Origin of the sequence: Streptomyces sp. Je 1-369 (assembly GCF_026810505.1) — a bacterium.
In the GTDB taxonomy this organism is placed as follows: Bacteria; Actinomycetota; Actinomycetes; order Streptomycetales; family Streptomycetaceae; genus Streptomyces.
The window spans coordinates 5,767,448-5,780,184 of record NZ_CP101750.1; the positions used below are offsets into that span (position 1 = coordinate 5,767,448).

Annotated in this window: 6 protein-coding genes; 5 read left to right on the forward strand and 1 reads right to left on the reverse strand. The window is 72.5% G+C overall.

Annotation, left to right across the window (positions count from 1 at the left end; all coding sequences use genetic code 11):
• Positions 1 to 116 precede the first annotated feature (116 nt).
• A complete protein-coding gene (locus NOO62_RS26425) occupies positions 117 to 884 on the forward strand; it encodes a YwiC-like family protein (RefSeq protein WP_268773338.1) in 768 nt (255 codons plus the stop codon).
• Between the two features lie 17 nt (positions 885 to 901).
• Here NOO62_RS26425 and NOO62_RS26430 read toward each other — a convergent pair whose 3' ends face one another.
• The gene (locus tag NOO62_RS26430) at positions 902 to 3,715 is read right to left on the reverse strand and encodes a lysylphosphatidylglycerol synthase domain-containing protein (RefSeq protein WP_414930887.1); all 2,814 of its coding nucleotides are present in this window, start codon (positions 3,713 to 3,715) and stop codon (positions 902 to 904) included.
• 203 nt (positions 3,716 to 3,918) lie between these two features.
• On the opposite strand from NOO62_RS26430, the gene NOO62_RS26435 reads away from it, so the two are divergent.
• From NOO62_RS26435 to NOO62_RS26450, 4 genes are all read left to right on the forward strand, one after another.
• Positions 3,919 to 4,368: an MGMT family protein gene (locus tag NOO62_RS26435; RefSeq protein WP_268773340.1), complete on the forward strand. Its 450-nt coding sequence runs from the start codon at positions 3,919 to 3,921 to the stop codon at positions 4,366 to 4,368.
• Between the two features lie 177 nt (positions 4,369 to 4,545).
• A complete protein-coding gene (locus NOO62_RS26440; RefSeq protein WP_268773341.1) occupies positions 4,546 to 8,184 on the forward strand; it encodes an ATP-dependent helicase in 3,639 nt (1,212 codons plus the stop codon).
• A gap of 160 nt (positions 8,185 to 8,344) precedes the next feature.
• Positions 8,345 to 9,037 carry a hypothetical protein gene (locus tag NOO62_RS26445; RefSeq protein WP_268773342.1) on the forward strand — a complete coding sequence of 231 codons (693 nt, stop codon included), beginning with the start codon at positions 8,345 to 8,347 and terminating at the stop codon, positions 9,035 to 9,037.
• Between the two features lie 83 nt (positions 9,038 to 9,120).
• Complete coding sequence (locus NOO62_RS26450; RefSeq protein ID WP_268773343.1) at positions 9,121 to 12,735, forward strand: UvrD-helicase domain-containing protein; 3,615 nt, start codon at positions 9,121 to 9,123, stop codon at positions 12,733 to 12,735.
• Positions 12,736 to 12,737 lie beyond the last annotated feature (2 nt).

Consider the following 12,737-nt stretch of genomic DNA (forward strand, 5'->3'; position numbering starts at 1 on the left):
TGCCACCTGCAACGACCCTAAGCCTGGGGGAGGTTGGGATACCGGGGACCAAAGTCCCGTGCAGGGGTGACCTCTTTCCGGAATTATTCGGGCCCTGTGCTGAGATGCTGGGACACATGGGCAGGAAGAAGCGCGGCGCACTCCGTTCGTGGCTGCCGAACCAGCACGGCGCGTGGGCGATGCTCGCGGTGCCGTTCGCGGCGGGCGTGTTCCTCGGCGACGGGCCGGGCGACGGCCCCCGCTGGGCCCATCTGCCACTGTTCGCCGCCTGGTTGGCGGGGTACGTCACCGCCTTCCACGTCCAGCAGTGGCTCCGCCTCCGCCGCCTCTCCCGCAACCCGAGGGCCCCGCGCCGCCACGTGCGCCCCGCCCTCGCCGCGGCGGCGGTCTCCGCGGTGTTCGGGGTGCCGCTCCTGTTCGCGTACCCCTGGCTGCTGCTCGTGGCCGCCTGCGCCGCGCCCTTCGTGGCCGTCAACACCTGGTACGCGTGGCGGAACAGGGAACGGGCCCTCCTGAACGGCCTGGCCGCGGTGGTCCCCGCCTGCGGCATGCTCCTCGTCACGCTGCGGATGGGCGGCGGCGAGCTCTCCGAAGGCCGGCGCCCCGCACTCGCCTGCCTGCTGTTCTTCGCGGGCACGGTGCCGTACGTGAAGACGATGATCCGCGAACGCGACTCACGCGCGTACTACCGGGCGTCGGTGACGTACCACGCCCTCGCCGTGCCCGTGGCGTATGTGCTCAGCCCCTGGCTGGCGGTCCTCTTCGCGGCCTACCTGGTGCGCGCGGCGGTGCTGCCCGGGAAGGGCCTCAAGGTGCCGGTGGTCGGGGCGGTGGAGGTCATGGGCGCGGTGCTGCTGCTGGCCGGTCTCCTGGTGCTGTTCTGAGGGCGGTCACAGCACTGTCAGAGCAGCCCCTTCCTTGTGAGGTGATTGAAGAACAGCCACCCCGGGAGGACCGGCAGCCACAGCGTGAGCAGTCGATAGAGCAGTACCGCTGGCGCCGCCACGTCCTTGGGCACGCCCACCGCGATCAGCCCCAGGGTCAGCGTCGCCTCGACCGCGCCCACACCGCCCGGCGTCGGCGCCGCCGATCCCAGGGCGTTGCCCGCGAGGAAGACGACCGCGACGCTCGCGAGGCTCAGTGACGTCATCTCTTCGTTGCCGAAGGCTCGCACCGAAGCGTCCAGACAGAGCACGAACATCAGGGTGAGCAGCAGCATCCCGCCGATGCCGGTGAGCAGCTTCTGCGGCCGCTGGAGTACGTCCAGCATGCGCGGCACGACACCGGCGAAAAGCGACCGCACGCGCGTGACGACGAATTTGCGCAGGAACGGGATGGCGGTCACCACGAGGACCAGCACCGCGACCGACAGCAGACCGGCGATGACGGTCCGGGACGGCGTGAACGACGGCGTCTTCTCCGTCCCCGTCAGATAGCCGAAGATCAGCAGCAGCAGGATGTGCGAGCCGAGCCCGAAGAGCTGCGAGGCACCGACGCTCGCCACCGCGAGGCCCGAGCGCACCCCGGACCGCTGTAGGAACCGCGTGTTCAGCGCGACACCGCCGACCGCGGCAGGCGCCACGATCTTCACGAACGACCCGGCGACCTGCGCCGCCACCGCCCGCAGGAACGGCACCCGCTCCGGCACGAAGCCCAGCAGGCTCATCGCCGCCGCGAAGTAGCTCAGCGCGGAGAAGCCCACCGCGGCGGCCACCCAGCCCCACTCCGCCTCCTGGAAGAGCGTGCCGAATTCGACGTGCGTCAGCTGCGAGAGCAGGAAGTAGGCGCCGATGGCACCGGCGATGAAGCTGATCAGCGTGCGCGGCCTGATCCGCTCCAGCTGCGCGGGCTCGACCGGCGCCGTCGGGCGGATGAGCAGCACCTGGTGACGGATCTGGGTGAGCAGATCCTCCTCGCGTGCCTGATCCAAAGCGTCGTCTATGGCCTGCTTCTCGGCCTGCCGCTCCTGCTTGGCGGCCTGCTTCTCCTGCTTCGAGGACGGCCTGTCCTCCTTGGCGGACGGCTTGTCCGACCGGGCGTCCTCGGAGACGTCCGCGCGCACGCTCTGCCGGGACTTGCGGGAGGCCTCCAGGACGGCCTCACGCTCGCGCTGGGACCGTTCCCTGGCCAGCCTGCTCAGCGTGGAGCGGGTGGAGCGGGTGAGGGCGATGGGCTGCAGCAGCGGCAGACAGTCGGCCACGGCGTCGGGCCCGAGGACGTCGACGGCGGTGGCGACCGCGCGCTCGGCGCCCACCCGCAGGCCGAGGGCGGCCAGGAGCTGGGCGATGTCGATGCGCAGGACCAGATCGCCCGCGGCGATCTCGCCGCCCCGCAGGTCCGTGAGGATCACGGTGCCGGAACGATCCACCAGAATCGCGTCGCCCGCCAGCCTGCGGTGCGCGATCCGCCGGGACTGCAGGGCCTGCACCTGCCGCCAGGTGTCGCACAGCAGTTCGTCGGTGATGGCGTCGTCCGGCAGGGAGTCCAGGGAGTGGCCGCCCGTGTGCTCGTAGACGAGCATCACGGCGTCGGGGCCGAGCTCGGAGGTGGCGATCAGCTTGGGCGCGTTCGCGCCGGCCGCGATGGCCGCGTACGCGAGCAGGGCCTCCTGCTCCAGCGCCTGCCGCAGGGACTGCAGGCTGCGCCGCTGGGTGATGCCCCGCAGGGTGAGCCTGCGCCAGACGCGGTAGAAGAAGCCCTGCGCCTGCTGTTCGCGGTCGATGACCGTCACATCGAGTGGAGGGCCGTCCTCCAGGGTGACGAAATAGCGGCGGCCGCGGTCGCCGTGCTCGCTGTCGGGGGACTCCTCGCGGGCGGCGCTCACGGGGTGGAAGCCGACGTGCCGCAGGCCCGCGAGCAGTGTCTGCCCGGTGGGCCGCACGTTCGGCGAGCCGACCGCGTAGAGCGTTCCGTAGGCCACGGCCCAGCCGATGAGCACCGTCAGAATGATCGAGAACGGTGTGGTGTAGCCGGTGACCAGCATCGTGAACGCGTCGAGCAGCAGCACCACGAACAGCACCAGGCGCCAGCGCGGTCTGCGGGACATGCCGACGGCCGTCATGTACGCGATCACGGGCGCGAGATAGCCGTGCACCGGATCGGTGAACGCGTGGAGGTCGGCGGGGGACGGCTTGGTCAGCGCGTCCTGGATGGAGTCGGGGGCGGCCTTCGCGACCCAGAGGTCGGTGGCGAGCGTCACGCCGTGCGCCAGGACGGCGGCCAGGACGCCGTCGGCGATGCGCAGCCCGTCCCGCTTGATCAGCCGCTCGATCGCGAACGCGACGGGGACGAGCAGCACGCCGATGCTTGCGATGAGGCCCGCGACCTTGATCAGCAGGTCGGGCGCCTGGTCCGTGCCCTTGTCGATGTCCTGTTCGAGCCCGGACGTCGTGCCGTGCGCGAACGCGGCGATGGAGAGGAGCACGGCGATGGCGAGGACGCCGACGAGGAGCCGCATGAGGTCGGACGGGCGGTGCACACGGGCGGCGAGGAGCGGTTCGTCGCGCTCGACGCGCTCGGCGTGGGCGCCGTCGTCGGCGCAGCCGGGGCTGTCGTCGAGGCCGTTCCGGGGGCCGTCGTCGAGGTCGGCCCCGAGGCCGTCGCCGACGTCGTTCTTCCCGCTGCTGTTCTCGGTCTTCTCGCTCTTCAGGGCGCGCTCACCGGTGTCCAGGTGTGACTCGGACGCAGAGGTGCCCGCCTTCTCATCGGGATGCACGCCCTGCCGCTCCGTGGTCTCTTCTTGATCTCGTATCACCAGTCACCGCCCGCACGATGGTGGCATGGACCGCCCGCGCAGGGGGGCAGCAGGGGGCAACGCAAGGCTGCGAAGTGGTCACGAAACGACACTTCGCGCCCTGTCGGACGGGCCGCGGCACGCTGTGTGGCGGGCCTGTCACGGTGTCGGTGGGGTACGGCAGGATGGTCCGGATGAGCGAGTTGCCGGAGTACGCGGAACGGGTCCTGGAGGTTGCGGAACGGATCCCTCCGGGCCGGGTGATGACCTACGGGGACGTTGCCGAGTGGCTGGAGGAAGGCGGACCGCGACAGGTCGGACGCGTGATGGCCCTCTACGGAGGGGGCGTTCCGTGGTGGCGTGTCGTCCGCTCCGACGGCGTGCTCCTGCCCGGCCACGAACTGCGGGCCCTGGAGAGGTACCGGGAGGAGGGCACTCCGCTGCGGCAGGCCTCGCGCGCCGCCCAGGGGCACGTTCCGAAGCTGGACATGCGGCGGGCGCGGTGGGACGGCGCGGCTCCGGGGGACGCGACTTCGGAGGACGTGACTCCGGAGGGCCTGGCCGGGGGCCCGGCTGGCGGCCGGGATGGGGAGGGCCCGGCTCCGGTCGGCGCGGCTCCAAAGGATCACACCTGACAGCTTCAGGCATCCGGCGGCTCGACGGGGGACCGGTGGCCCGTACGGGGGAAGGCACGCGTCCTTCGCGTCCACTGGCGTAGCGTCGACAGCACGCATCCCCTTCACCCCGCTTCATCCCGCGGCCACCGCGCGGCCGCTCACAGACCAGCACACCCACCAGGACCGGCGACCCACGTGAGTTCCCCTTCTTCCACCCGGCACCTCCGGCACCCGTCGCACCAGCAGGTACGACAGGGGATCCGGGACGGCTACCGACTGGTGCGTACGCCGCCGACCCACGTGGATCCCCCTCGCATGGACGCAGGTCAGCGCCGTGTGGTTGACCACAAGGGCGGTCCGCTGCTGGTCCTCGCCGGGCCCGGCACGGGCAAGACCACCACGCTCGTCGAGAGTGTCGCCGCGCGTGTCGCCCAGGGCGTGGACCCCGCGCGGATCCTGGTGCTCACCTTCAGCCGCAAGGCGGCGGTGGAGCTGCGCGACCGCATGGCGCTGCGCGTGGGGGTGGCGCGCGCCCCGCAGGCCACGACGTTCCACTCCTTCTGCTACGCCCTGGTCCGCGCCCACCAGGACACCGAACTGTTCGTGGAGCCGCTGCGGCTCCTCTCCGGTCCCGAGCAGGACGTGGCGGTACGTGAACTGCTCGCGGGACAGATCGACCTCGCGCAGGAGGGGCACGGCCACATCCGCTGGCCGGACGAGCTCCGAGCCTGCCTCACCACCCGCGGCTTCGCCGACGAGGTCCGCGCGGTGCTCGCCCGCAGCCGCGAGCTCGGCCTCGGCCCGGACGCCCTGGACGCGTTCGCGCGCCGCAGCGGGCGGCCCGACTGGGGTGCGGCTGCGGCTTTCCTCGCCGAGTACCTGGACGTACTCGACCTCCAAGGAGTGCTCGACTACGCGGAACTCGTGCACCGCGCGGTGCTGCTCGCGCGCCGCCCCGAGGTGGCGCGGGCGCTCGGCGCGCAGTACGACGCGGTCTTCGTGGACGAGTACCAGGACACCGACCCGGCGCAGGTGCGGCTGCTGCACGCGCTCGCCGGGGGCGGCCGGACCCTCGTCGCGTTCGGCGACCCCGACCAGTCGATCTACACGTTCCGGGGCGCCGACGTGAACGGCATCCTGGAGTTCCCCGACGCCTTCACGCGCGTGGACGGGTCCCCGGCGCCGGTCGAGGTCCTCACGACCTCCCGCCGCTCCGGCGCGCAGCTCCTCGCGGCCACGCGACTCCTCACCCGACGCATGCCGCTGACCCGGCTCCCCGCCGAGAAGGTGCGGGTCCACCGGGAGCCGACGCCGGTCAGGGACGGCGGCGGCGTCGAGGTGTACACGTATCCGACGGCCGGCACGGAACTCGACAACATCGCGGACATCCTGCGCCGCGCCCACCTGGAGGACGGCGTCCCCTGGGGCGAGATGGCGGTCCTGGTCCGCGCGGGCGCCCGCACGATCCCCGCGGTCCGCCGCAGCCTCAGCGCGGCGGGCGTCCCCCTGGAGATCGACGGCGACGACATCGCCCTGCGCCACGAACCGGCGGTGACACCGCTGCTGACGGCGCTGCGGGTGGTGGCGACGGCGGTGGACGCGGAGGGTGCCCCCTCGGAGGGGGTCGCTTCGCAGGGGGCCTCTCCGGAGGAGGTCTCTCCGGAGGAGGCCCCTCTGGCGGCGGGACAGGAGGCGGGGCTTGGGGCGGGCGCTGAGGGTGAGCCCGGGCCTCGGCCTGAGGTAGCGGCTGGGGCTGGGGTTGAGGCCGGGGATGGGGCCGATGCGGCGTCCCAGGACGCGGCAGGCTCTGAGGTCGAGGTCGAGGTCGAGGTCGAGGTCGAAGTCGAGGCGGAGGCGGACGTCGAGGTCGAGGCGGAGGCTGAGGTCGGGGCTGAGGCCGAGCTCGGCGCGGAGAGTGGGTCACGGAGCGGCAGCGGCAGCGGCAGCCGTATCGTTCCCGATTGGCTCGACACCGAGACCGCCCTCACCCTCCTGACGTCCCCCCTCGCCGGTATGGACGCCGCCGACCTGCGCCGCCTGGGCCGCGCCCTGCGCGAGGAGGAGCGCGCGGCGGGCAACCACGTGCCGCCGCCCTCCGACGAACTGCTGGCCCGCGCCCTCGCCGAGCCGGAGCGGCTCGTCGCGCACGACCCGACGTACGCCCGCGGCGCCCAACGGCTCGGCGCACTGCTCCGCAAGGCCCGTGAACGCCTCGCGGGCGGTGGCACGGCCGAGGAGGCGCTGTGGGAGCTGTGGGACGGCACGCCCTGGCCCAGGCGCCTGGAACGCACCGCACGACGCGGCGGCGCGGCAGGCCGCAACGCCGACCGTGACCTCGACGCGGTGTGCGCCCTGTTCGCGGCCGCCGCCCGCGCGGAGGAGCGTACGGGCGGTCGCGGCGCCCTCAACTTCCTGGAGGAGACCGAGGCGCAGGACATCGCCGCGGACACCCTCACGCGCCGGACGGCCCGCCCCGACGCCGTACGCCTGATGACGGCACACCGTTCCAAGGGGCTGGAGTGGCGGCTCGTCGTGGTGGCGGGCGTCCAGGAGGGACTCTGGCCCGACCTGCGCCGCCGCGGTTCCCTCCTGGAGGCCGACCGCATCGGGCGCGACGGCCTCGCCGAACCCCTCACCCCCGGAGCGCTCCTCTCCGAAGAGCGCCGTTTGTTCTACGTAGCCGCCACGCGCGCGCGGGAACGCCTCGTCGTGACCGCGGTGAAGGCACCCGCGGAGGACGGCGACCAGCCGTCCCGCTTCCTGACCGAACTCGGCGTCGAGCCCAAGGACATAACGGGCCGTCCACGCCGCCCCCTGTCCGTCGCCGCGCTCGTCGCCGAGCTGCGGGCGACCACCGTCGACCCGCGCGTCTCGGAGTCCCTGCGCGAGGCCGCGGCCCAGCGCCTGGCCCGCCTCGCCGCGCTCGCCGACACCGACGGACGCCCCCTCGTACCGGCCGCGCACCCCTACCGCTGGTGGGGCATGTACGAGCCGACAGCGAGCGAGGTGCCCCTGCGGGACCGCGACAAGCCCGTCGTGCTCTCCGGAAGCGCACTCGACCAGCTCGCCAACACCTGTGCCCTGCAATGGTTCCTGGGCCGCGAGGTGAAGGCGGACGCGCCCGCGACGGCGGCCCAGGGCTTCGGAAACGTCGTGCACGTCCTGGCCGACGAGGTGGCCTCGGGGCGCACCCCCGCCGACCTCGCCGTCCTCATGGAGCGCCTCGACTCCGTATGGGACGCGCTCGCGTTCGACGCGCCGTGGAAGTCGGCGCAGGAGAAGGAGCACGCGCGCGTGGCACTGGAACGCTTCCTCCAGTGGCATGTGATGGACCGCGCGAGCCGTACCCCCGTCGCCAGCGAGCACGGCTTCGACGTGACCCTGGAAGCGGGTTCCTATGAGGTACGGGTACGCGGCTCCATGGACCGCGTCGAACAGGACGCCGAAGGCCGTGCCTACGTAGTCGACTTCAAGACCGGCAAGCAGTCCCCGAGCGCCGCCGAGGTCGCCCGCCACCCGCAGCTCGCGGTCTACCAGCTGGCGGTCCGCGAGGGCGCCGCCGACGACCTCTTCGCAGGCGTACGTCCCGAGCCGGGCGGCGCCGAACTGGTGCAGCTGCGCCAGGGCGCCGCCAAGAAGAACGGCGGAGAAGCACTCCCGAAGGTGCAGGCCCAGGAGGCCCTCTCCGGGGAGTGGATCGGCGACCTGCTCGCGACGGCCGCGGGCAAGGTCCTGGACGAACGCTTCACGCCGACCGCAGGACAGCACTGCACGCACTGCGCCTTCCGTGCCTCGTGCAGTGCGCGCCCCGAGGGCCGTCATGTGGTGGAGTGACGGGCGAACGACGAGTGAGGCCCCACGGGGACGCCTCACCCGTGGCGATTGTCACGTCGCGTCACCCGGGGGCATAGCAGCGCCTCAAGCAATCTAAAGTCTCCGTAAAGACACCCTGTGCACTGGCTGAAAGTGCACCTTTTCGAGGAGATGCGCGTATATGGCAGCCAACCGGAAGCTCCTGGCAGTGGCCGTCGCCTGTGCCGCCGCCGTCATCGGCGTGACGGGCTGCAGCAGCGACGGGGACAAGGACCCCTTCGACGGCATGAGCGCCGACAAGATCGCCGACAAGGCATCCAAGGCCTCCAAGGACGCCGGTTCCTTCACGATGAAGGGCAAGATGGAGCAGAAGGGCGAGGAGAGCAACATCGAGTTCTCCGTCGCCGAGTCCGGCGACTGCAAGGGCACGATGGGCTCGCCGAAGAAGGGGACCGCCGAGTTCCGCAACGTCGGAAAGACCTCGTACGTCAAGGGTGACGACAAGTTCTGGGAGGGTAGCGGCGGTGCCGCCGCAGCCGAGCTCGTCAAGGGCCGCTGGGTGAAATCCGGCAAGCAGAACGGCGTCTGCAACCAGGACGACATGTTCAAGTCCGACAAGCTCAAGAACCTGAAGCGTGAGGACGACGCCGAGGTCGACGGCAAGAAGGCCGCCGTCCTCACCAAGAAGAAGGGCTCCGAGACCACGACCTTCTACGTGGCGATGGAGGGCAAGCCCTACTTCCTGAAGGTCGTGAACAAGGACAGCGACGAGCCCGGCTCGGTGACCTTCAGCGACTACGGCAAGACCGTCGACGTCAAGGCCCCTTCGGCCGGCGAGGTCGTCGACCTGGAGAAGATCGCCGCCGGTTCCTGACCCCACGCGTCCCATGAGCGAGCGGTGGCCGCCGGTGTCCTGGTCCGCCCCGGATGTCAGTGGCCACCGCTAGCCTCTCTGGTGTGTCACCACGCATCACCGATCCCGAGCAGCTCAAGGAGCTCCTCGGGATCCCGTTCACCCCGGAGCAGACGGCCTGCATCACCGCGCCGCCCGCTCCGCAGGTGATCGTGGCCGGAGCAGGATCGGGCAAGACGACGGTGATGGCCGCACGCGTGGTGTGGCTGGTCGGCACCGGGCAGGTCGCCCCCGAGCAGGTCCTCGGCCTGACGTTCACGAACAAGGCGGCGGGTGAGCTCGCCGAGCGCGTGCGTCAGGCGCTGATCAAGGCGGGCGTCACCGACCCCGACGCGGTCGACCCCGACAACCCGCCGGGCGAGCCGGTCATCTCCACGTACCACGCCTTCGCGGGCCGCCTCCTGACCGACCACGGCCTGCGTATCGGCCTGGAGCCCACCTCCCGCCTCCTCGCCGACGCCACCCGCTTCCAGCTCGCCGCGCGCGTGCTCCGCGAGGCCCCCGGGCCCTACCCCGCGCTCACCCGCTCCTTCCCCGACCTCGTCAGCGACCTCCTCGCCCTCGACAGCGAGCTCGCCGAGCACCTGGTGCGGCCCGAGAGGCTCCGGGCGTACGACACCGAACTCCTGCACGCCCTCGACGGCGCGAAGCTCTCCAACGCCGACCTGCGCAAGGTCCCCGAAGCGGCGGCGGCCAGGCTCGAACTGGCCGAGCTCGTCGGGCGCTACCGCGCGACGAAGCGCTCCCGCGACCTCCTCGACTTCGGCGACCAGATCGCCCTCTCCGCGACGCTGGCCGACACCCGCGCGGAGGTCGGCGAGATCCTCCGCGAGGAGTTCCGCGTCGTCCTGCTCGACGAGTACCAGGACACGTCCGTCGCCCAGCGCATCCTCCTCTCCGGACTCTTCGGCGGCGGCACGGGACACCCGGTGACCGCCGTCGGCGACCCCTGCCAGGCCATCTACGGCTGGCGCGGCGCCTCCGTCGCCAACCTGGACGACTTCCCCGACCACTTCGCGCACGCCGACGGCCGCCCCGCCACCCGCCACGCGCTCAGCGAGAACCGCCGCAGCGGCGGCCGCCTCCTGGACCTCGCCAACGGCCTCGCGGAGCCCCTGCGCGCCATGCACGCGGGCGTGGAGGCGCTCCGGCCCGCCCCGGGCGCCGAACGCGACGGCATCGTGCGCTGCGCCCTGCTGCGCACGCACGCCGAGGAGATCGACTGGCTCGGCGACTCGATCGCCCACCTCGTCCGCACCGGCAAGGCGCCCGGCGAGATCGCGGTCCTGTGCCGCACGGCCACGGACTTCGCCGAGATCCAGGCCGCCCTCGTCGCCCGCGACATCCCCGTGGAGGTCGTCGGCCTCTCCGGGCTGCTGCACCTCCCGGAGGTCGCCGACCTCGTCGCCGTCTGCGAGGTCCTCCAGGACCCTGGAGCCAACGCCTCCCTGGTGCGGCTCCTCACCGGCCCCCGCTGGCGCATCGGCCCCCGCGACCTCGCCCTCCTGGGCCGCCGCGCCCGCCTCCTCGTACGCCCAGGGCACGCCGCACCGGACGACCCGGACCGCCGCCTCGCCGAAGCCGTCGAGGGGGTCGACCCGGCCGAGGTGATATCGCTCGCGGACGCCCTGGACACCTTCCTGGAGTCACCGCTCGACCCGGACGACGCCTCCGGAGCGGACGACGGACTGCCCTTCTCGGCGGACGCCAGGGTGCGCTTCGCCCGGCTCGCCGCCGAACTGCGCGAGCTGCGCAGGTCGCTGGCCGACCCGCTGATGGACGTGCTGCACCGCGTGCTCGCGGTGACCGGCCTCGAGGTGGAGCTCTCCGCGTCCCCGGGCGCCCTCGCGGCCCGCCGCCGCGAGACGCTCTCCAACTTCCTGGACGTGGCCGCCTCCTTCGCCGCGAACGACAGCGGCGCGACACTCCTGGCCTTCCTCGGCTTCCTGCGCACCGCCGCCCAGTACGAGAAGGGCCTGGACAACGCCCTGCCGGGCGGCGAGAACACCGTCAAGGTGCTCACCGCCCACCGGTCCAAGGGCCTGGAGTGGGACGTCGTCGTCGTCCCCGGCCTGGTCAACGGAACGTTCCCGAGCGCGCAGGGTCGCGAGAAGTGGACCGCCCAGGCCAAGGTCGTCCCGCACGAGCTGCGCGGCGACAGGGCCACGCTGCCCGACGTCGACGCGTGGGACGCCAAGGGCATGAAGGCCTTCCACGAAGCGATGAAGGACCACCAGCGCACCGAGGAGCTCCGCCTCGGGTACGTGACCTTCACCCGCCCCCGCTCCCTCCTCCTCGGCTCCGGCCACTGGTGGGGCCCCTCCCAGAAGAAGCCGCGCGGCCCCTCGGACTTCCTCCAGGCCCTGTACGACCACTGCGCGGCAGGCCACGGCGAGATCGAGGCCTGGGCCGACGCACCGGCCGAGGAGGAGGAGAACCCCGCCCTTCAGGAGGCGGCCGCCGACCAGGCGTGGCCGCTCCCGCTGGACGACGCTTCCCTGGCCCGCCGCAGGGCCGCCGCACAGACGGTCCTCGCCCACCTGGACCGACTGACCGGGGAGGGCACACCGGAGCCCGCCCGCTCCCACGTCGAGGCCCACCCGTCGGTCCACGACGACGTGCCCCCGGCCGACGACCCCGAATGGCCACCCCCTCCCGAGGACGAAGAGGGCCTCTCCGTAGAGGACTGGGACTCCTTGGTGACGGAGCGCCCCGCGGTCCCGCACCCCGCGGACGCCCCGGACCCCGCACCCACGCACGCGAAGCCCTCCACCTCCACGCACGCAAAGCCCTCCACCCCCACACACGCAAAGCTCCCCGCACCCCGCCCGGACGCCCGCCCTCACCCCACTCCGGAGGGATCCCCGGAGGACCCGGAGGAGCCCCCACAGGAGCCCCCCGCCACCCCCCTCACCCCCGAGGAGACCCGCACCCTCGCCTCCTGGGACCGCGACCTCGACGCCCTGACCGGCGAGCTCCTGCGTGCCCGCGAAGCCGTCAGGGACGTCCCCGTGCCCGCCTCGCTCACCGCGTCCGAGCTGATGCGCCTGGCCGCCGACCCCGACGGCTTCGCACGTGACCTCGCCCGGCCCATGCCGCGCCCGCCGCAGCCCGCGGCCCGCCGCGGCACCCGCTTCCACGCCTGGATCGAGTCCCGCTTCGAAGAGCTCCCCCTGCCGATGCTCTCCCCGGAGGACCTGCCGGGCGGCGCCCCCGACAAGGCCGAGATCGCCGACGAGCGCGACCTCGAAGGCCTCAAGGAAGCCTTCGAACGCACCGAGTACGCCCACCGCGCACCCCACCGCGTCGAAGTCCCCTTCCAGTTCGTGATCGCGGGCCGTGTCATCAGGGGCCGTATCGACGCCGTCTACAAGGACGGTGACGGCGCCGACGCGACGTACGAGATCGTCGACTGGAAGACCAGCCGCACCCGTACCGCCGACCCCCTCCAGCTCGCCGTCTACCGGCTCGCCTGGGCCGAGCAGCAGGGCGTCCCCCTGGAGTCGGTCAGGGCCGCCTTCCTCTACGTACGCAGCGGGGAGACCGCACGCCCCAGGAACCTGCCGGGCCGCGCCGAGCTCGAACGCCTCCTCATGGAGGAACCGGCCGAGGTCCCGGAGGACGAGCCGCAGGACGAGCCGACCCCGGATGGCGGATAGGC

What these genes read in the sequence shown, in the direction of transcription:
- NOO62_RS26425 (WP_268773338.1), top strand. Translation starts at nt 117, where the DNA reads ATGGGCAGGAAGAAGCGCGGCGCACTCCGTTCGTGGCTGCCGAACCAG.
- NOO62_RS26445 (WP_268773342.1), top strand. Translation starts at nt 8,345, where the DNA reads ATGGCAGCCAACCGGAAGCTCCTGGCAGTGGCCGTCGCCTGTGCCGCC.
- NOO62_RS26435 (WP_268773340.1), top strand. Translation starts at nt 3,919, where the DNA reads ATGGTCCGGATGAGCGAGTTGCCGGAGTACGCGGAACGGGTCCTGGAG.